Source organism: Caballeronia sp. INML2 (assembly GCF_023631365.1).
Lineage (GTDB): Bacteria > Pseudomonadota > Gammaproteobacteria > Burkholderiales > Burkholderiaceae > Caballeronia > Caballeronia turbans.
Map to the genome: position 1 here is coordinate 63821 of NZ_JALQDH010000016.1, position 17900 is coordinate 81720.

At 63.9% G+C, this 17900-nt stretch carries 20 protein-coding genes; 18 read left to right on the forward strand and 2 right to left on the reverse strand.

Annotation, left to right across the window (positions count from 1 at the left end; genetic code table 11):
• Positions 1-22 precede the first annotated feature (22 nt).
• The gene (locus NCT32_RS06105) at positions 23-451 is read left to right on the forward strand and encodes an NfeD family protein (protein WP_061117554.1); all 429 of its coding nucleotides are present in this window, start codon (positions 23-25) and stop codon (positions 449-451) included.
• Positions 452-481: 30 nt separating this feature from the next.
• The gene (locus NCT32_RS06110; protein ID WP_061117553.1) at positions 482-1408 is read left to right on the forward strand and encodes an SPFH domain-containing protein; all 927 of its coding nucleotides are present in this window, start codon (positions 482-484) and stop codon (positions 1406-1408) included.
• Positions 1409-1450: 42 nt separating this feature from the next.
• Here the strand turns inward: NCT32_RS06110 and smpB are convergent, their stop codons facing one another.
• Complete coding sequence (gene smpB, locus NCT32_RS06115; protein WP_061117552.1) at positions 1451-1900, reverse strand: SsrA-binding protein SmpB; 450 nt, start codon at positions 1898-1900, stop codon at positions 1451-1453.
• A 119-nt stretch (positions 1901-2019) separates the two neighbouring features.
• On the opposite strand from smpB, the gene NCT32_RS06120 reads away from it, so the two are divergent.
• Both NCT32_RS06120 and NCT32_RS06125 read left to right on the forward strand, forming a co-directional pair.
• Positions 2020-2457 carry a type II toxin-antitoxin system RatA family toxin gene (locus NCT32_RS06120; RefSeq protein WP_061117551.1) on the forward strand — a complete coding sequence of 146 codons (438 nt, stop codon included), beginning with the start codon at positions 2020-2022 and terminating at the stop codon, positions 2455-2457.
• A complete protein-coding gene (locus tag NCT32_RS06125) occupies positions 2454-2777 on the forward strand; it encodes an RnfH family protein (RefSeq protein WP_061117550.1) in 324 nt (107 codons plus the stop codon). The genes NCT32_RS06120 and NCT32_RS06125 overlap by 4 nt, the downstream gene beginning before the upstream one ends.
• A 6-nt stretch (positions 2778-2783) precedes the next feature.
• Here the strand turns inward: NCT32_RS06125 and NCT32_RS06130 are convergent, their stop codons facing one another.
• Positions 2784-3764: a DMT family transporter gene (locus tag NCT32_RS06130; protein ID WP_061117549.1), complete on the reverse strand. Its 981-nt coding sequence runs from the start codon at positions 3762-3764 to the stop codon at positions 2784-2786.
• A gap of 212 nt (positions 3765-3976) precedes the next feature.
• Between NCT32_RS06130 and guaB the strand changes: the two genes are divergently transcribed.
• The 14 genes from guaB to NCT32_RS06200 all read left to right on the forward strand — a co-directional run bounded on the left by guaB (position 3977) and on the right by NCT32_RS06200 (position 17791).
• On the forward strand, positions 3977-5437 hold the full coding sequence (gene guaB, locus NCT32_RS06135) for an IMP dehydrogenase (RefSeq protein ID WP_061117548.1): 1461 nt from the start codon (positions 3977-3979) through the stop codon (positions 5435-5437).
• 15 nt (positions 5438-5452) lie between these two features.
• Positions 5453-6280, forward strand: coding sequence for a hypothetical protein (locus NCT32_RS06140; protein ID WP_061117547.1), 828 nt, complete (start codon positions 5453-5455; stop codon positions 6278-6280).
• 190 nt (positions 6281-6470) lie between these two features.
• Positions 6471-8054, forward strand: a complete 1584-nt coding sequence (gene guaA, locus NCT32_RS06145) for a glutamine-hydrolyzing GMP synthase (RefSeq protein ID WP_061117546.1) — start codon at positions 6471-6473, stop codon at positions 8052-8054.
• 36 nt (positions 8055-8090) lie between these two features.
• Positions 8091-8666 (forward strand): RNA 2',3'-cyclic phosphodiesterase, encoded by a 576-nt coding sequence (gene thpR, locus NCT32_RS06150; RefSeq protein WP_061117545.1) that lies wholly within the window; start codon positions 8091-8093, stop codon positions 8664-8666.
• A 91-nt stretch (positions 8667-8757) separates the two neighbouring features.
• Entirely contained in the window at positions 8758-9321 is a 564-nt protein-coding gene (ddpX, locus tag NCT32_RS06155; RefSeq protein ID WP_061117544.1) for a D-alanyl-D-alanine dipeptidase, read from the forward strand.
• Positions 9322-9371: 50 nt separating this feature from the next.
• Positions 9372-10940, forward strand: a complete 1569-nt coding sequence (locus NCT32_RS06160; RefSeq protein WP_086960925.1) for an ABC transporter substrate-binding protein — start codon at positions 9372-9374, stop codon at positions 10938-10940.
• Between the two features lie 32 nt (positions 10941-10972).
• Positions 10973-12004 (forward strand): ABC transporter permease, encoded by a 1032-nt coding sequence (locus tag NCT32_RS06165; protein ID WP_250476576.1) that lies wholly within the window; start codon positions 10973-10975, stop codon positions 12002-12004.
• A 19-nt stretch (positions 12005-12023) separates the two neighbouring features.
• Positions 12024-12935, forward strand: a complete 912-nt coding sequence (gene nikC / locus NCT32_RS06170) for a nickel transporter permease (RefSeq protein ID WP_061117632.1) — start codon at positions 12024-12026, stop codon at positions 12933-12935.
• Positions 12925-13797, forward strand: a complete 873-nt coding sequence (locus tag NCT32_RS06175; RefSeq protein WP_061117541.1) for an ABC transporter ATP-binding protein — start codon at positions 12925-12927, stop codon at positions 13795-13797. Before nikC ends, NCT32_RS06175 begins: the two co-directional genes overlap by 11 nt.
• A complete protein-coding gene (locus NCT32_RS06180) occupies positions 13794-14552 on the forward strand; it encodes an ABC transporter ATP-binding protein (protein ID WP_061117540.1) in 759 nt (252 codons plus the stop codon). Before NCT32_RS06175 ends, NCT32_RS06180 begins: the two co-directional genes overlap by 4 nt.
• A 277-nt stretch (positions 14553-14829) precedes the next feature.
• Positions 14830-15222, forward strand: coding sequence for a DUF1992 domain-containing protein (locus tag NCT32_RS06185; protein WP_061117539.1), 393 nt, complete (start codon positions 14830-14832; stop codon positions 15220-15222).
• Positions 15219-15830, forward strand: coding sequence for a tRNA adenosine(34) deaminase TadA (tadA, locus tag NCT32_RS06190; RefSeq protein WP_061117538.1), 612 nt, complete (start codon positions 15219-15221; stop codon positions 15828-15830). Before NCT32_RS06185 ends, tadA begins: the two co-directional genes overlap by 4 nt.
• Positions 15824-16747: a muramoyltetrapeptide carboxypeptidase gene (ldcA, locus tag NCT32_RS06195; protein WP_250476577.1), complete on the forward strand. Its 924-nt coding sequence runs from the start codon at positions 15824-15826 to the stop codon at positions 16745-16747. Before tadA ends, ldcA begins: the two co-directional genes overlap by 7 nt.
• A 297-nt stretch (positions 16748-17044) precedes the next feature.
• Positions 17045-17791, forward strand: coding sequence for a GntR family transcriptional regulator (locus tag NCT32_RS06200; RefSeq protein WP_061117536.1), 747 nt, complete (start codon positions 17045-17047; stop codon positions 17789-17791).
• The last annotated feature ends 109 nt before the right edge of the window (positions 17792-17900 follow it).

Sequence of the window (17900 nt, forward strand, 5' to 3'; positions counted from 1 at the left end):
TGTTTTCGTTTGGAGACCGGCGATGGTGACGAGTGGATTGATCTGGTGGGTCGCGGCGGGCGCGCTGATCGTCGCGGAGCTGTTCACCGGCACGTTCTATCTGCTCATGATCGCGCTGGGGATGATCGCCGGCGGCATCGCTTACGTGTCAGGCGCGTTGCCGCATGTGCAAATGGGCGCGGCGGCCGTGATCGCGCTGATCGCCGTCGCGGTGCTGCGGCGCTCGCGCTTCGGCAGCCGGAAACGGCGCGACGCGTCGCGGGACGTGGCCGTGAATCTCGATATCGGCGCGACGCTGGAAGTGGATCAATGGCGCGACGGTCGCGCGCGCGTGATGTACCGCGGCGCGCAGTGGGACGTCGAACTCGCGCCGGGTGAAGCCGAAGGCGCGCGGTACTACCGGATCACGGCGCTGGACGGGAATCGGCTGATCGTCGCGGCCAAACGCTAGCAAGCTCGCTCAACAAGAAGGAGTCACACAATGTATTTCGCGCTCATCGTGCTCATCATCGCCATTGTGATCGTGATGAACACGGTCAAGATCGTCCCGCAGCAGCATGCGTGGGTGCTGGAACGGCTCGGCCGCTATCACGCGACGCTCACGCCGGGTCTCAATATCGTGCTGCCGTTCATCGATCGCATCGCGTACAAGCACATGCTCAAGGAGATTCCGCTCGAAGTGCCGAGCCAGGTATGCATCACGCGCGACAACACTCAGTTGCAAGTCGACGGCGTGCTGTACTTCCAGGTCACCGACGCGATGAAGGCGTCGTACGGCTCGAGTAACTTCGTGTTCGCGATCACGCAGTTGTCGCAGACGACATTGCGCTCGGTCATCGGCAAGCTGGAGCTCGACAAGACGTTCGAGGAGCGCGATTTCATCAACCAGAGCATCGTGAATGCGCTCGACGAAGCCGCGTCGAACTGGGGCGTGAAAGTGCTGCGCTACGAGATCAAGGATCTGACGCCGCCGAAGGAAATCCTCCACGCCATGCAGGCGCAGATCACCGCGGAGCGCGAAAAGCGCGCGTTGATCGCCGCGTCCGAAGGCCGCAAGCAGGAGCAGATCAATCTCGCCGCCGGCGCGCGCGAAGCCGCGATCCAGAAGTCCGAAGGCGAGCGTCAGGCGGCGATCAATCAGGCGCAAGGCGAGGCATCGGCGATTCTCGCGGTGGCCGAGGCGAATGCGCAGGCCATTCAGAAAATCGGCACGGCGATTCAGACGACGGGCGGCATGGAAGCGGTGAACCTGAAGATCGCGGAGCAGTATGTCGGCGCGTTCGGCAACATTGCGAAGACGGGCAATACGTTGATCGTGCCGGGTAACCTGTCCGATATGAGTTCGATGATCGCGTCGGCGTTGACCATCGTGAGAGGCGAGGGCGGCGGCGTCATCAGAAAGAGCTGACGCGGCAAAGCAATCGGGGCGCTGCAAAGCGCCCCGATTCGTTCAACGCGAAGCCGTGCGCATCAGCCGCCCGCGCTCGCGTTCCCAGTCGCGCTTCTTTTCGGTCTCGCGCTTGTCGTGCAGCTTCTTGCCCTTCGCCAGCCCGATCTCGCATTTCACGCGGCCGTCCTTGTAATGGAAGTTGAGCGGCACGAGCGTATGCCCGCGCTGCTCGACCTTGCCGATGAGCTTGTCGATCTGGTCGCGATGCAGCAGCAGCTTGCGCGTGCGCACCGGATCCAGATTGGCGAATTTCGACGCCTCGGGCAGCGGGCTGATATGCGTGCCGATCAGAAAGAGCTCGCCGTTCTTGATCACGACATAGCCTTCCTTGATCTGCGCGCGGCCCGCGCGCAGCGCCTTGACTTCCCAGCCTTCGAGCACGAGACCGGCCTCGTAGCGCTCTTCGACGAAGTAATCGAAGAAGGCTTTTCTGTTGTCGATGATGCTCATGAATGGAAAGTGCCCAACTCGTTTAAAATCACGATTTTAGCAGCGCGCCGGCGGGCATTCGAACTTCTCCCGCGTTCTCTTGCGCGTTGCCGCCCAATTCAGCCACCGCTGCGCCCTATATGGCAGACGTCCAGAAAACCGTATTGATCCGCCATTCAGCGGAAGAAATGTTCGACCTCGTCACCGATGTCGCCGACTACCCCAATTTCCTGCCCTGGTGCGGTGGCGTCGAAATCGGCCGCCAGGACGAAAGCGGCATGGAAGCGAAGATCGACATCAGCTTCAAGGGCATCAAACAGCACTTCGCAACGCGCAACACGCAGAACCGTCCGACCAACATCGATATGGAGTTCCTGAGCGGCCCGTTCAAGAAGTTCACCGGTTACTGGCGCTTCACGCCGCTGCGCGCGGACGCGTGCAAGATCGAATTCGCGCTTCACTATGAATTCTCCAATGTGATCCTGGAGAAGCTCATCGGGCCGGTGTTCAGCCATATTGCCAACACTTTCGTCGATTCCTTCGTGAAGCGTGCGGATCAGCGCTACGGCAAGCCATGATGCATATCGACGTTTGCTACGGTCTGCCCGACGGCGCGTTTCTGAAGCGCGTGGATCTGCAAGAGGGCGCGACGGTGCGCGATGCAATCGACGCGAGCGGCGTGCTGCGCGCGCATCCGGACATCGACCTGACGACGCAAAAGGTCGGCGTGTTCGGCAAGGTGAAGGCGCTCGATACGGCGCTCGCCGATTTCGACCGCGTGGAGATTTATCGGCGGCTGTTGGTCGATCCGAAGGCCGCGCGTCAGCGCCGTGTCGACAAGGCGCGCAAGGCTGGGTCGATCGAAGGGCGCAAGTGGCAGTCGAAGGATTCGCGCTGAGCGGATTCAATGCGCGGGCGCTTCCTTCGCCCCCGCCGGGGCGGGCTCCAGCGTGTGTTGTCTGACCGACCAGAGCACGCCGACGAGCAGCAGTACAATCGCCAGCACTTCCGGCGTACGGGGCCAGCGGCCGTCGTAGACGAAAGCGTAAAGCAAGGCGAAGAGCGTTTCGAACACGATCATCTGGCCCGCGAGCGTGAGCGGCAAGCGCTTGGCCGCCGCATTCCACAGCATGTTGCCGAGCCACGAGCCGCCGGTCGCCAGCGCGAAACAGACGATCCAGAACAGGTGCCAGCGTGCGACCGGCACGCTCCCCTGAACCGTGCCCGCGGGCAACATCCAGATGACCGCGCCGAGCACGAGTCCGAGCAGGCCCGTCACGATGCCCCACAGCACGGACCACTCGTTGCCGTCGAAGTGGCGATTCGCTTGCAGATAGCGCGCGTTGACAACCGCGTACCAGGTCCAGGACGCAAGCGCCCCGAGGGCGCACGCCAGACCGGTCAGTCGCGTGAGCACGCTGGTCGCGTGCTCGCTGCTGACCGCGGGTGAAAGCACGTCGCTGAACACGTCCAGGTTGATGCATGCGATGCCCGCCAGCACGAGCAGCAAAGGCCCGACGAGCCGCCTGAGGTCGATCGCGCCGTGGTCGCGCCGTCCGGCGAGCGTGACGGTCACGGGCAAAATCCCCACGATCAGCGACGAAGGCGCGACGCCCACGAGCTGCACCGCGCTCGCGAGCAGCATGTAGTAGAGCAGGTTGCCGACCAGCGCCAGCTTCACGAGCGCGATGAAATCGGCGCGCGTGAGTTTGGCGAGGAGCCTTCGAGCGATCGGCAGCGCGACCGCGAGCGACACGGCGCCGTACATCAGATAGCGTCCCACGCTCAGGGCGAGCGGCGAAAAATCCGGCAAGAGCCGTGGTGCGAGAAAGATGAAGCCCCAGATCGCACCCGCTGCCATTCCGTACATCACACCGCGCTGCATTGCCCGACTCCGGTCGTTATTTCACTTGACGGCGCGAAGCGTAGCACGCGGCCCCGGGCGGCCGTCTTGTCGAAAACTGCAACGGCGGGTGTGTCCGGCACGCGGGCGCGCACGGCGCGGATTTTGCGCCGGAATGGCCTAAGCTGCTGTTCGGGCAGTGAAAATGCAGGGAACTATCGGTATAATCTGCTTTTGCGCCCATAGGATTTGCCATGCGTCTGATCCAGAAAGCACTCACGTTCGATGATGTGCTCCTCGTGCCTGCGTTCTCCAGCGTTCTCCCGCGCGACACCAGCCTGAAATCCCAGCTGACTCGCAATATTTCCCTGAACATGCCTCTCGTGTCCGCAGCCATGGACACGGTCACCGAAGGCCGGCTCGCCATCGCGATGGCGCAGATGGGCGGCATCGGCATCGTCCACAAGAATCTCACCGCCAAGGAACAGGCCCGCGAAGTCGCGAAAGTGAAGCGCTTCGAGTCGGGCGTCGTGCGTGATCCGATCACGGTGCCGCCGCAGATGCGCGTGCGCGACGTCATCGCGCTGACGCAGCAGCACGGCATTTCGGGCTTCCCGGTGGTCGAGGGCGCGCAACTGATCGGCATCGTCACCAACCGCGACCTGCGTTTCGAGGAGCGTCTCGACGAGCCGGTGCGCAACATCATGACGCCGCGCGAGCGTCTCGTGACGGTCAAGGAAGGCACGTCGCTCGCCGAAGCGAAGGCGTTGATGCACAGCCATCGCCTGGAACGCGTGCTGGTCGTCAACGACGCCTTCGAGCTGCGCGGCCTGATGACGGTGAAAGACATCACCAAGCAGACCGAAAACCCGGACGCCTGCAAGGACGAGGACGGCAAGCTGCGTGTGGGCGCGGCGGTCGGCGTAGGTCCGGACAATGAAGAGCGCGTGGACCTGCTGGCGCAGGCGGGCGTCGACGTGATCGTCGTCGATACCGCGCACGGCCACAGCCAGGGCGTGCTCGAGCGCGTGCGCTGGGTCAAGCAGAATTACCCGCGCGTGCAGGTCATCGGCGGCAATATCGCGACGGCAGCGGCGGCGAAATCGCTCGTCGAATACGGCGCGGACGCGGTGAAGGTCGGTATCGGCCCGGGCTCGATCTGCACGACGCGGATCGTCGCGGGCGTCGGCGTGCCGCAGATCACGGCGATCGCCAACGTCTCCGAAGCGCTGCGCGGCACCGGCGTGCCGGTCATCGCGGATGGGGGCGTGCGCTTCTCGGGCGACGTCTCGAAGGCGCTTGCGGCGGGCGCGAACGTCGTCATGATGGGCAGCATGCTCGCCGGCACGGAAGAATCCCCGGGCGACGTCTTCCTGTACCAGGGCCGTCAATACAAGTCGTACCGCGGCATGGGCTCGGTCGGCGCGATGAAGGACGGGGCGGCGGACCGCTACTTCCAGGACAACTCGGCGAACATCGACAAGCTCGTGCCGGAAGGCATCGAAGGCCGCGTGGCCTACAAGGGCTCGGTCAACGCAATCCTGTTCCAGATCGTCGGCGGCGTGCGCGCGAGCATGGGCTATTGCGGTTGCCGCACCATCGGCGAAATGCACGAGAAGGCGGAATTCGTGCAGATCACGGCGGCCGGCATGCGCGAGTCGCATGTGCACGACGTGCAGATCACGAAGGAAGCACCCAACTATCACGTCGACTAATCAAGCGGAGCGATCATGAAGCCGTTGCTGCGGGTCGTGCTCGTCATCAATGCCCTGATTTTTCTGGCGTTCGGTCTGCTATTTCTGCTGACGCCGTGGGCGGGCTTGTACGGCGCGCTGCAACTGGATTCGATCCGCGTGCAGCCGGCGTTTGCCGGGCAACTGCTCGGCATCGCGCTCATCGGGCTTTCGTGGCTCGCGTTTCATGCGGCCGTCGATGGCGCGTTGTCGGCCCGGGCCGCCCGCGTCTCGGGTCATGTGCAATGGCTCTCGGGGGTCGTGGTGCTGGTGTGGCTGCTCGGTCTGCATGCGCCGCAGGTCGATGGCTTCGGACAGATCAGCGCAGCGGTGGTCGGCGCCGTGCTTCTGGTACTCGGTTTGGGCAGCGTGAGACTGTCGTCGGTGGTGCGGCGACGCGAGCGCGCGGCGCTGGCTGGCGCCGCGTCGGCCCAGCGCGCGGAGAAGAAGGCGGCGCAAAAGCGCGAGGACGTTCGCACGGGCGCCACGGCGCCTTCGTCGCGCGTCGAGCCGATCGATGCCGGCGTCCGTCCCGCGGCGCGCGCGCCGGGAGCGACGGCCATCGATCCGGTTTCCGGTCGCGCGATCGATTCAACGGGGCGTCCGCTCGATCCGGCTTCACCGATCTCATCGGCCGCGATACGCGCGCATCCGGACGGCGCCGTCGATCCCGTCACGGGCGGCACGCTCGATCCGGTGACGGGCCGCGCGATCGATCCGGTCACCGGCAAGCGCATCGAACCCCTGATCAGCGGCGAGATCGATCCGGCGACGGGTCGAAGAGTCGATCCGCTCGGGCCCGACGCGAGCCGCGCACCACGTTGAGGGCGCGAAGCACATGCCGCAAGGCACGCACGTGCAGCAGCGCAAACATGCAGCGCAAACACGCAAGACAAACACGCAAGACAAGCACGGTCGGCCCTTTCGCCGGCCGTCGATTTATTTGCAGACGGGCTGCGCGACGTCGCGTCCGGCAGCACAGACATTCATCGTTCACTAGCCTTTGGCCGCAGCCATGCACGACAAAATCCTGATTCTCGATTTCGGCTCCCAAGTCACCCAGCTGATCGCACGGCGCATCCGCGAGTCGCACGTCTACTCGGAAATCCATCCGTACGACGTCGATGAGACGTTCATCCGCGAATTCGATCCCAAGGGCATCATCCTGTCGGGCGGGCCGAGCTCGGTCACCGAGGCCAAGTCGCCGCGCGCGCCGCAAATCGTCTTCGATCTCGGCGTGCCGGTGCTCGGCATCTGTTACGGCATGCAGACGATGGCCGATCAGCTCGGCGGCAAAGTCGAACTGGGCAACGTGCGCGAATTCGGCTATGCGGAAGTGCAGGCGCTGAATCACACGGGTTTCCTGGAAGGCATCGAGGACTTCAAGGCCGCTCAGGGCGAGTCGATGCTCAAGGTGTGGATGAGCCACGGCGACAAGGTCGTCGACTTGCCTGCGGGCTTCCGGCTGATGGCCTCGACGCCGTCGTGCCCGATCGCCGCGATGGCCGACGACGACCGCCGCTTCTACGGCCTGCAATGGCATCCGGAAGTCACGCACACGGTGCAGGGTCGCGCGATGCTCGAGCGCTTCGTGCTGGAGCTGTGCGGCGCGAAAGCGGATTGGGAGATGGGCCATTACATCGACGAGGCGGTGGAGAAGATCCGTGCGCAGGTCGGCGGTGAGCACGTCATTCTCGGCCTTTCGGGTGGCGTCGATTCGTCGGTGGCGGCGGCGCTGTTGCATCGCGCGATCGGCGATCAGTTGACGTGCGTGTTCGTCGATCACGGATTGCTGCGCCAGAACGAGGCGGAGCAGGTGATGTCGACGTTCGCGGATCATCTGGGCGTGAAAGTGATTCACGTCGACGCGAGCGAGGAGTTTCTGCAAAAGCTCGCAGGCGTCACCGATCCGGAAGCGAAGCGCAAGATCATCGGCGCGGAGTTCGTCGAAGTGTTTCATAAGGAATCGGACAAGCTCACCGACGCCAGGTGGCTCGCGCAGGGCACGATCTATCCGGACGTGATCGAATCGGCGGGCAAGGGCAAGAAGGGCGCGCACACCATCAAGAGCCATCACAATGTCGGCGGCCTGCCGGAGACGCTGAATCTCAAGTTGCTCGAGCCGTTGCGTGAACTCTTCAAGGACGAAGTGCGCGAGCTCGGCGTGAAGCTCGGACTGCCGCCTGCGATGGTGTATCGCCATCCGTTCCCGGGTCCGGGTCTCGGCGTGCGGATTCTCGGCGAAGTGAAGCGCGAGTTTGCGGATTTGCTGCGTCGTGCGGATGCGATTTTCATCGAGACGCTGCGCAATACCATCGACAAGGAAACCGGCAAGTCGTGGTATGACCTCACGAGCCAGGCGTTCGCGGTGTTCCTGCCGGTGAAGAGCGTCGGCGTGATGGGCGATGGCCGCACGTACGAGTACGTCGTCGCGCTGCGCGCCGTGCAGACGCTCGACTTCATGACCGCGCATTGGGCGCATCTGCCGCATGAACTGCTCGGGCATGTGAGCAACCGCATCATCAATGAAGTGCGTGGCATCAATCGGGTGGTGTATGACATCTCGGGGAAGCCGCCGGCGACAATCGAGTGGGAGTGACCGCGCGTCGCTTCACATTGACCACGAGTCGGGCGCATGAGTGACACGGCACCCGACCTCAAACCGGGCGAGCGCATCACCGACTCGCTCTTCTTCGCGCTCTATCCCGACGCAGCCGCCGCTGCACGAATCGCCGAACTGGCGGCGCGGCTGCGCATCGAACATAGGCTGAAGGCGAGGGCGATTTCCGCCGATCGCCTTCACGTCACGCTGCTTTATCTCGGCGCCTTCGCAGGCGTTCCCGCAGATGTGGTCGCGCAAGCACGCACCGCGGCTTGCCGAATCGCATCGCCGCCCGTCGAACTCGTCCTCGATCGCATCGGGAGCTTTGCCGGCCGCCGCGCGAAGCGCCCGCTCGTTCTGTCGGGCGATGTCGCCGAGCCACTCGGCGCCCTCGAACACACGCTCGGCACCGCGCTCGAAGCCGCCGGCATCGCCCTCAAACGCCATCCCCGCTTCACGCCCCACGTGACCTTGCTCTACGACGAGCACCGCATCGCGCGCCAGGCCGTCGAACCCATCGCATGGACCGCGCACGAGTTCGCGCTCGTGCGCAGCTTCATCGGCCGGTCGCAATACGAAGTCCTCGCGCGCTGGCCGCTCCTGTCGTGAATCGCCGGAACCACCCGAAATAAAGGGTTTCGCGGATTTTTCTAACGCGTTAAGGTTCGTGTATCGGAATAAATCGATACGAAGCGCTTACATGACCCGGTCCCGCCTGCTGCATATCACGCCCGAAACGCACAATGTCCAGATCGATCTCGTCTACGCGACCGATCGCAACTTCACCGGCAAGCCGATCTACAAGGCGCAGCATTGCCTGCTGCTCGAACCCGCCGAAGCCGCGCTAAGAAAGGCCGTCGATATCGCGCGCAGCATCGGCACGACGCTTCGGATTTTCGACGCCTATCGTCCGCCGCAAGCGCAGAAGGTGCTGTGGGATTTCCTGCCCGATCCGACGTTCATCGCCGAACTCGGCCGCGGCTCGAACCATAGCCGCGGCACGGCGGTGGACCTGACACTCGTCGATCGCGATGGCAACGCGCTCGACATGGGCACCGAATTCGACGCGATGGTCGTCGAATCGGAGCATTTCCACTTCGGCCTGCCGGAGCACGTCCAGCGTAATCGAACGCTGTTGCTCGGCGTGATGCACGGCGCGGGCTTCACGCACATCAAAAGCGAGTGGTGGCATTACGAATTGCCAGGCTCGCGCGAACTTGCTCTGATCGACAACGAAGAAAGCGGCCCGCTGCGGCTGATGTGAACCCGATACCAACAGGACGACATCACATGAAAAAGGCATTGGCGGCGGTCATGCTCGCCTCGGCGCTGACGGCATTCACGGGCTTGTCGGGCGTGCAGGCGGCGACGCCGAAGGACATGTTCGTCATGGCGACGCTGCTCGATGAATTCACTTCGCTCGATCCCGGCGAAATCTACGAACTGGTGCCGGAGGAATATGTCGCGAACACGTATGACCGGCTGGTGCGCGTCGACCTGAAAGACCCGTCGAAATTCAATGGCGACGTCGCCGAGTCCTGGAGCGCGAGTCAGGATGGCCTCACGTTCACGTTCAAGATTCGCCCGGGCCTCAAGTTCCACTCCGGCAATCCGCTGACAGCCGACGACGTCGCATGGTCGATTCAGCGCACCGCGCTGCTCGACAAGGGTGCGGCGGCGGTGCTCGCGGGCATCGGCCTGACCAAGGCGAACGCATTGCAGAACGTGAAGAAGATCGACGATACGACCGTCTCGATCACGACTGACCAACGTTACGCGCCGACCTTCGTGCTCAACGTGCTCGGTTCGTGGCCGGCGTCGGTGGTGGATCGCAAGCTCGTCGAGTCGCACGCGAAGGGCAACGACTACGGCAATGAGTGGCTCAAGACCAACGAAGCCGGCTCGGGCGCCTACAAGCTCGTGAAGTGGACCGCGAACGACAGTATCGTGCTGCAGCGCTTCGAGGGCTATCGCATTCCGCTCGCCATGAAGCGCATCGTGCTGCGTCACGTGACAGAGGCGGCAAGCCAGCGCCTGATGATCCAGAACGGCGACATCGACGTCGCGCGCGATCTGAGCCCCGACGATCTCGACACGCTCTCGAAGAGCGGCGTCATCAAGGCGACGGCCGTGCCTCAGGCCACGCTCATGTATCTCGGCCTCAACAACAAGAACCCGAATCTCGCGAAGCCCGAGGTCTGGGAAGCAATGAAGTGGCTGATCGACTATCAGGGCATCCAGAAAAACGTGATCCGCACGACCTACAAGGTTCACGAGACGTTTCTGCCTGAAGGCTTTCTCGGCGCGCTGAACGAGAACCCGTATCACCAGGACGTCGCGAAGGCGAAGGCGCTGCTCGCCAAGGCGGGTTTGGCCAACGGGTTCACCGTGAAGATGGACGTGCGCAACGACTATCCGTACAGCGAGATCGCGCAGGCGGTGCAGGCGAATCTCGCGCTCGCCAACATCAAGGTGCAGCTCATGCCGAGCGATAACAAGCAGACGCTCGGACGCTATCGGGCGCGCGCGCATGACATCTATATCGGCGAGTGGTCGGCGGATTACATCGATCCGCACAGCAACGCGCAGGGTTTCGTGTGGAACCCCGACAACTCGGATGCATCGAGCTACAAGATGCTTGCATGGCGCAACGCGTGGGACATTGCGCAACTCACTAAGGAAACCAACGCGGCGCTCGCCGAAAGCGATACGAAAAAGCGTGCGCATCTCTACGAGAAAATGCAGCGTGAAGTGCTCGCGAAGTCGCCGTTCGTGATCATGTTCCAGAAGGTGTCGCAGGTCGCGGCGCGTCCCGGTGTGACCGGTCTCGAAGTCGGGCCGATCAACGATCTCGTGTCCTACCGAAACATCAGGAAGCAGTGAGTAGGGTCACGTTCATCGAGCGCGTGCGCGCCATGAGCGCGCATCGGGGCGGCGTGCGCATCGCGCTTGCGCTCGCGCACTGGATCGCGATGCTCGTCATCACGTTCACGGGCCTGCTTGCCATCACGTTCTTCATCGGCCGCAAGATTCCGATCGATCCGGTGCTTGCAATTCTCGGCGACCGCGCGTCCGCGGGCGCGTATGCCGCCGCGCGCTTGAGGCTCGGGCTCGACAAGCCGCTCATCGATCAGTTCGTGATCTACGCGCGCGACGTGCTGCACGGCAATCTCGGCGTCTCATTGCTGACGGCCAATCCCGTGATCGACGACATCAAACGCGTCTTTCCGGCGACGCTGGAACTCGCGACGCTCTCGACGTTCATCGGCATTGCGATCGGCGTGCCGCTCGGCGTCGCGGCCGCGGTGAAGCACAATCGCATCGTCGATCACATTGCGCGCGTGATCGGGCTCGCGGGCAGTTCGGTGCCGGTGTTCTGGCTCGCGCTGATGGGCCTCCTGCTGTTCTATGCGCGGCTGCATTGGGTGTCGGGGCCGGGGCGCATCGATCCGGTCTACGACGGCATGGTCGACACGCGCACGGGCAGTCTGCTGATCGACTCGCTCGTCGCCGGCGAATGGGATGTCTTCAGGAACGCGTTCTCTCATATCGCGCTGCCGGCGAGCGTGCTCGCGTTTTATTCGATCGCGTATCTGTCGCGCATGACGCGCTCGTTCATGCTCGAACAACTGAGCCAGGAATACGTGACGACCGCGCGTGCCAAAGGCCTGCCCGAGCGCCGCGTGATCTGGCGGCATGCGTTCGGCAATATCGCCGTGCCGCTTCTGACGGTGATCGCGCTCGCGTACAGCTATCTGCTCGAAGGTTCGGTGCTGACCGAGATCGTGTTCGCGTGGCCGGGCATCGGTTCGTATCTGACGGGCGCGTTGCTCAATGCCGACATGAACGCCGTGCTCGGCAGCACGCTCGTGATCGGCGCGACGTTCATCGCGCTCAATCTTTTGACCGACGCGCTCTACCGCGTGTTCGACCCGCGCACGCGCTGACATGGAGGACTTTGCGCAGATGAAACCGGCGCGATCGGGTTTGCGCACGTGGCTTCTCACCGATACGCCCGCGTCCCCGCGCCAGGCCGCGCTCGGCCGGGCTTATCGGCGCTGGCGGCGGTTCTCGTCGAATCCGCTCAGCATGCTCGGACTCGCGATCCTGCTGCTGCTCGTCGTGGTTGCGGCAGTCGGGCCGATACTCGTCTCGCAGGATCCGTTGCAGCAAGTGCTCGCCGAACGTCTCACGCCGCCCGGCGCGGCGCACTGGTTAGGCACCGACCAGCTCGGCCGCGACATTCTCTCGCGGCTCGTGCACGGCTCGCGCCTCACGCTGGCCATCGCCATGCTCGTCGTCGTGCTCGTCGTGCCGGTCGGCCTCGCGATCGGCACGGTGGCGGGCTACTGCGGCGGCATCGTCGATACGGTGCTGATGCGCGTGACCGATGTTGCGCTCGCGTTTCCGAAGATCGTGCTCGCGCTCGCGTTCGCCGCCGCGCTCGGGCCGGGCGTGCTCAATGCGGTGATCGCGCTGTCCATCACCGCATGGCCGCCGTATGCGCGACTCGCGCGCGCGGAATCGCTGCGGCTCGCGCGGGCCGATTACATCCACGCCGCGCGTCTGCAAGGCGCATCGCACCTGCGCATTCTGCTGCGCTATATCGTGCCGCTGTGCTCGTCGTCGGTGATCGTGCGGGCGACGCTCGACATGGCCGGCATCATTCTCGCCGTCGCGGGACTGGGGTTTCTCGGCCTGGGCGCTCAGCCGCCGAGCCCGGAATGGGGTTACATGGTTGCGGCGGGCCGCAATGTGTTGCTCGACGCGTGGTGGGTCGCGACGATTCCCGGCCTCGCGATCCTCGCGGTGAGCCTCGCCTTTAACCTGCTCGGCGACGGTCTGCGCGACGTCTTCGATCCGCGTCATGGAGGCTGACTTGTCCGACGCGCTGGCGCATATCGACGAGCTGGAAGTGGCCTTCACGGGCCACGACGGCGCGCTCATGCCCGCGGTGCGCGGCGTATCGCTGACGGTGCGGCGGGGCGAGCGGCTCGGCATCGTCGGGGAATCGGGATCGGGCAAATCGCTGACGGGGCGCGCGTTGCTCGGGCTCTTGCCGCCCGAGGCGAAATGGTCCGCCAAGGCGCTGCGCTTCGAAGATCGGGACCTGCTCGCGATGCGCCCCAAAGAGCGCCGCCGCTTGTGCGGCACACGCATGAGCATGATCCTGCAAGACCCGAAGTTCTCGCTCAACCCGGTGATGACCGTCGCGCAGCAGATGCGCGAAACCTTCGTGCGGCAAGGCGTGAAAGAGAGCCGGCGCGTGCTGCGCGAGCGCATCGTCGCGGCGCTGGAAGCGGTGCATATCCGCGATCCGCAGCGCGTCGCGGATGCATATCCGCATGAGCTTTCAGGTGGCATGGGCCAGCGCGTGATGATCGCGATGATGGTCTCTGCCGGGCCGCGCCTCTTGATCGCCGACGAGCCCACGAGCGCGCTGGACGTCCTCGTGTCGATGCAGGTGCTCGCCGTGCTCGACGAGATGATCGAGCGCCACGACACGGGGCTCGTGTTCATCAGCCACGATCTACCGCTCGTGATGTCGTTTTGCGACCGCGTCGCGGTGATGTATGGCGGACGCGTCGTCGAGACGTGCGCGGCGCGCGATCTCGCGCACGCGACCCATCCGTACACGCGCGGGCTGCTCGAAGCGAATCCGCCGCTCGATAATCCGCCCGACGAACTGCCGACCTTGCGACGGGACCCGGCGTGGCTCGATGAAAGGACGACGCGATGATCGACATCGAGCGCGCCTGCATCCGTTTCAAGACGAAGACCGGCCACGTCGACGCGGTGCGCGACGTTTCCCTGCGCGTGGAAGAGGGTGAAGTCTTTGGGCTGGTCGGCGAATCGGGCAGCGGCAAGTCGACGCTGCTTCGCGCGCTCGCCGGACTGACGCCGCTCGCGGGTGGCAGCATACGCATCGGTTCGCGTCCCGTCAGGCGCGATGTGCAGATGGTGTTTCAGGACCCCTACGGCGCGCTGCATCCGCGCTTCACGGTCGACAAGACCTTGCGCGAGCCGCTCGCGATCAACGGCATCGGTGACGAAGACGCGCGCATCCTCGATGCGCTCGGCGAAGTCGGACTCGGCCCGGCGTTCCGCTTTCGCTATCCGCATCAGTTGTCGGGCGGCCAGCGCCAGCGCGTGTCGATCGCGCGGGCGCTGATCGTCGAGCCGCGCGTCCTGTTGCTGGACGAGCCGACCTCCGCGCTCGACGTGTCCGTGCAGGCCGAGATTCTGAACCTGCTTCGGCGTCTGCACCGCGAGCGCAAGCTGACGATGATTCTCGTGAGCCACAACCTCGCGGTGATCGGCTTTCTGTGTCAGCGCGTCGCGGTGATGCGCAATGGCGAGATCGTCGAGCAACTGGACGTGGACGCGGTGCGCTCGCGCGATGTCGCGCACGAATATACGCGCCGGCTGCTTCTCGCGACGGAGGGCTACACGCGCGACAGCGCCACGCGTCTGGAGCGCGAGCCGGGCACGTAGTCATCGTACAAGCACAGTTGCCACGAAGCAGTCAACGAATGTTGCGCAAACGACGCATATGGACAGCGATAAGCCCGGTATACGGTGAAGCGCCGCGAACAGGCGTGCGTCGCCCGAAAACCTCGCGGCAGCCGCTGATAGAATAGGGCTTGGATTGTCGAGACGTGCCGAACAACGCGCGAGCGTGGTTTTCCGGCTGCCTTCCGACTTCGAGCTAACCAACGGAAATCGTGACAGACCGCGCCCGCTCGCGGGTGAAAGCCGGTCGTAATCCCCGATGAAATTGCTAGATGCTTTGGTCGAACAGCGGATCAACGAAGCCGCTGCGCGTGGCGAGTTCAACAACCTGCCGGGCGCGGGCGCTCCGCTGCACTTCGACGACGACGTCCTCGTGCCCGAGGAAGTGCGTGTCGCCAATCGAATCCTCAAGAATGCGGGCTTCGTCCCACCCGCCGTCGAACAGCTGCGCGCGTTGCGTGGGCTGCAGGAAGAGTTCGACAAGGTGACGGACCCCGCGGCCCGTTGTCAGTTGCAAGCCAAGATGCTCGCGCTCGACATGGCGCTCGAATCGCTCCGTGGCGGCGGCTGCGTGCCGCATGAGTACCGCCGGCGCATCGCCGAGCGGCTCTCCGAGCGCGCACAGTCGCGCGTGGCGGTGGAAGTCAAGTGATCGGGACACCGGACGCGCCGGAGCCCGCGCCCAGCGCTGCCATCGCCGATCCTTCAAGCGAACGCGATCGCCGCTTCATGGCGCTTGCGCAAAGCGCCGCCGACGAAGCCCGTCGTGCGGGCGAAGTGCCCGTGGGTGCGGTGATCGTGCTGGGCGATGAAGTCATCGCCACGGGTTTCAATCATCCGATTCGCGGACACGATCCGTCCGCGCATGCCGAAATGGCCGCGCTGCGCGCCGCCGCCCAGAAGCTCGAGAACTACCGTCTGCCGGGCTGTGAACTCTATGTGACGCTCGAGCCGTGCCTGATGTGCGCGGGCGCCATCATGCACGCGCGGATTGCACGCGTCGTCTTCGGCGCGACGGACCCGAAAACGGGCGCGTGCGGCAGTGTCGTCAACATGTTCGCTAATGCGCAGCTCAATCATCACACCATGGTGACGGGCGGCGTGCTGGCAGACGAATGCGGGCACGCGCTCAAGAATTTCTTCGCCGAGCGCCGCCGCCTGGCACGTGAAGAGCGCGATGCGCGCCGTGCGCGCGAAGCCGGCCTGCTCGCCGCGACCGATACCTCCGATCCGACAACGAATCCAACGACAACATCGTGAAATCACGCACCATCGACCTCGTCGCGCCCTCGGGCTATCCGCACGATCCGGCGGCTGTGGAGCGCGCCCTCGGACGCTTGCGCAGGGAAGGGCATCGCCTGGAGAACGTCAATGCCACGCGGCGGCGCTTTCAACGCTTCGGCGGCACCGACGCCGAGCGTGCGGCCGACCTCAACCGGCTCGCGGACGCGTCGCGGCCGTTGCCTGACATCGTACTTGCCGTGCGCGGCGGCTATGGGGCATCGCGCATTCTGCACGGACTCGACTATCTCGGCCTGCGCAGACTCGCCGATCAGCCGGTCGCCATCATCGGTCACAGCGATTTCACGGCGATCCAGTGCGCGCTCTTTGCGCACGCCGGCGTGAAAAGCTTCGGCGGCCCCATGTTCGCAGGCGATTTCGGCGCCGAACAGGTGAGCCCGTTCACGATGCAGCACTTCTGGAACGCGATATCGCATTCTAGTTTCACCGTGACGAGCAACACGCCGCAGCGCCAGTCAGTGGACGCGACCGGCACGCTGTGGGGCGGCAATCTCGCGATTCTGGCCTCGCTCGTCGGCACGCCGTATATGCCGCCGATCGACGGTGGAATTCTCTACGTCGAAGATGTGAACGAGCATCCGTTCCGGATCGAACGGATGATTTATCAGTTGCATCAGTCGGGCATGCTCGGCCGTCAGCAGGCGATCGTCATGGGCGAATTTTCGGGCGGGCGGCTTTCGGATTACGACAACGGCTATTCGCTCGACGCGATGATCGAGCAGGTCCGATCCGTGATCGGCATTCCTGTGGTGACCGGGTTGCAGTTCGGACACGTGGAAAATCTTCTGACGCTTCCTTTCGGAGCGACGGCGCACCTCGTCGCGACCGAGCGGGGATTTACGCTGAAACTGTCCGATTACCCGCATCTGGCCTGACTTGAGCACAAAAGGCGCTCCAGCGAGCGCCTCTCTTTTAATGGATATGTGCAACTAACGGTCTTAAAGTGCACCATCCGGAATTCAACTACACCCTAAATCAAACGCATGAATTGTCGACAAAAAGTTGCCGGCAATGCTGACAAAAACGTGTGAAATTGGCGCAGAGGCCTGCCGGAGCAGGCTCGCAGGCCAGTGCTCTGCCTAAAGAACCGCTTCGAGACCTCGGTTTTTGAAATGAATTGTTGACAATCTTTATGTCGATTCTAAGATACTTAACATGCAAGCGAGCACATCATGTCCGACGCCAAACGTAGTGCTGCATCCGATGCTTCACCGGTCGCTCCGAACGGGGCGAATGCCGAGTCGATCGCCGAGAGTATCCGCGCCGCGATTCTCGAACATCGGTTGGCGCCGGGCGCGAAGCTGACCGAAGCGCAGTTGTGCGAGGTGTTCGCAGTGAAGCGCGGCACCGTCCGTCAGGCGCTCGCGCAACTGTCGAACGAACGGCTCGTCGATCTGGAGCCGAACCGCGGCGCCTTCGTCGCAAGTCCGTCGCTGCAGGAAGTGCATGAGGTGTTCGAGATGCGCCGCATCATCGAGCTGGCGGTGGTGGAGCGGATTGCGCAGGGACACGGCATGCGCCGGCTGAAGTCGATCAGCGCGACCATCGGCAAGGAGCGCCGCGCATTCGAGAGCCACGATTTTTCTTCGTGGATCCGGCTGTCCGGCGAATTTCACACCGAGCTCGCGGCGCTCACCGGCAATACGGTGTTGTGCGAATGTCTGTCGGGACTCGTCGCGCGCTCGACGCTGATCTCGGCGCTGTATGAGTCGCTCGGAAAGAGCTCGTGCTCATTCGAGGATCACGAAGACATTCTTGCCGCGCTCGATGCCGGCGATGCAGCGAAAGCCGGCGACCTGATGGCGCAGCATCTGCGCGATGTCGAGCTGAAGATGCTGGAGCGGCCGGCGCGTGGCGCGGTCGATTTGAAGGAAGTATTCACAAGGCCCGCCGAGCGCGAAAGGGCGCTCGATACGTAGGCAGCAGTGACAGTGCAGATCGCAGAATCTGCCATCGGCTGAAGATAGCAGGACTAAATAATTGAAGACCGTGCTCGCGCCCCGCGCCGGCGCGTGGAGAGTCGCACGC

What these genes read in the sequence shown, in the direction of transcription:
- NCT32_RS06105 (WP_061117554.1), top strand. Translation starts at nt 23, where the DNA reads ATGGTGACGAGTGGATTGATCTGGTGGGTCGCGGCGGGCGCGCTGATC.
- NCT32_RS06120 (WP_061117551.1), top strand. Translation starts at nt 2,020, where the DNA reads ATGGCAGACGTCCAGAAAACCGTATTGATCCGCCATTCAGCGGAAGAA.
- NCT32_RS06180 (WP_061117540.1), top strand. Translation starts at nt 13,794, where the DNA reads ATGATCGACATCGAGCGCGCCTGCATCCGTTTCAAGACGAAGACCGGC.
- guaA (WP_061117546.1), top strand. Translation starts at nt 6,471, where the DNA reads ATGCACGACAAAATCCTGATTCTCGATTTCGGCTCCCAAGTCACCCAG.
- NCT32_RS06110 (WP_061117553.1), top strand. Translation starts at nt 482, where the DNA reads ATGTATTTCGCGCTCATCGTGCTCATCATCGCCATTGTGATCGTGATG.
- NCT32_RS06140 (WP_061117547.1), top strand. Translation starts at nt 5,453, where the DNA reads ATGAAGCCGTTGCTGCGGGTCGTGCTCGTCATCAATGCCCTGATTTTT.
- NCT32_RS06165 (WP_250476576.1), top strand. Translation starts at nt 10,973, where the DNA reads ATGAGCGCGCATCGGGGCGGCGTGCGCATCGCGCTTGCGCTCGCGCAC.
- NCT32_RS06185 (WP_061117539.1), top strand. Translation starts at nt 14,830, where the DNA reads ATGAAATTGCTAGATGCTTTGGTCGAACAGCGGATCAACGAAGCCGCT.
- guaB (WP_061117548.1), top strand. Translation starts at nt 3,977, where the DNA reads ATGCGTCTGATCCAGAAAGCACTCACGTTCGATGATGTGCTCCTCGTG.
- NCT32_RS06175 (WP_061117541.1), top strand. Translation starts at nt 12,925, where the DNA reads ATGGAGGCTGACTTGTCCGACGCGCTGGCGCATATCGACGAGCTGGAA.
- NCT32_RS06125 (WP_061117550.1), top strand. Translation starts at nt 2,454, where the DNA reads ATGATGCATATCGACGTTTGCTACGGTCTGCCCGACGGCGCGTTTCTG.
- thpR (WP_061117545.1), top strand. Translation starts at nt 8,091, where the DNA reads ATGAGTGACACGGCACCCGACCTCAAACCGGGCGAGCGCATCACCGAC.
- NCT32_RS06200 (WP_061117536.1), top strand. Translation starts at nt 17,045, where the DNA reads ATGTCCGACGCCAAACGTAGTGCTGCATCCGATGCTTCACCGGTCGCT.
- smpB (WP_061117552.1), bottom strand. Translation starts at nt 1,900, where the DNA reads ATGAGCATCATCGACAACAGAAAAGCCTTCTTCGATTACTTCGTCGAA.
- NCT32_RS06130 (WP_061117549.1), bottom strand. Translation starts at nt 3,764, where the DNA reads ATGCAGCGCGGTGTGATGTACGGAATGGCAGCGGGTGCGATCTGGGGC.
- NCT32_RS06160 (WP_086960925.1), top strand. Translation starts at nt 9,372, where the DNA reads ATGCTCGCCTCGGCGCTGACGGCATTCACGGGCTTGTCGGGCGTGCAG.
- ddpX (WP_061117544.1), top strand. Translation starts at nt 8,758, where the DNA reads ATGACCCGGTCCCGCCTGCTGCATATCACGCCCGAAACGCACAATGTC.
- nikC (WP_061117632.1), top strand. Translation starts at nt 12,024, where the DNA reads ATGAAACCGGCGCGATCGGGTTTGCGCACGTGGCTTCTCACCGATACG.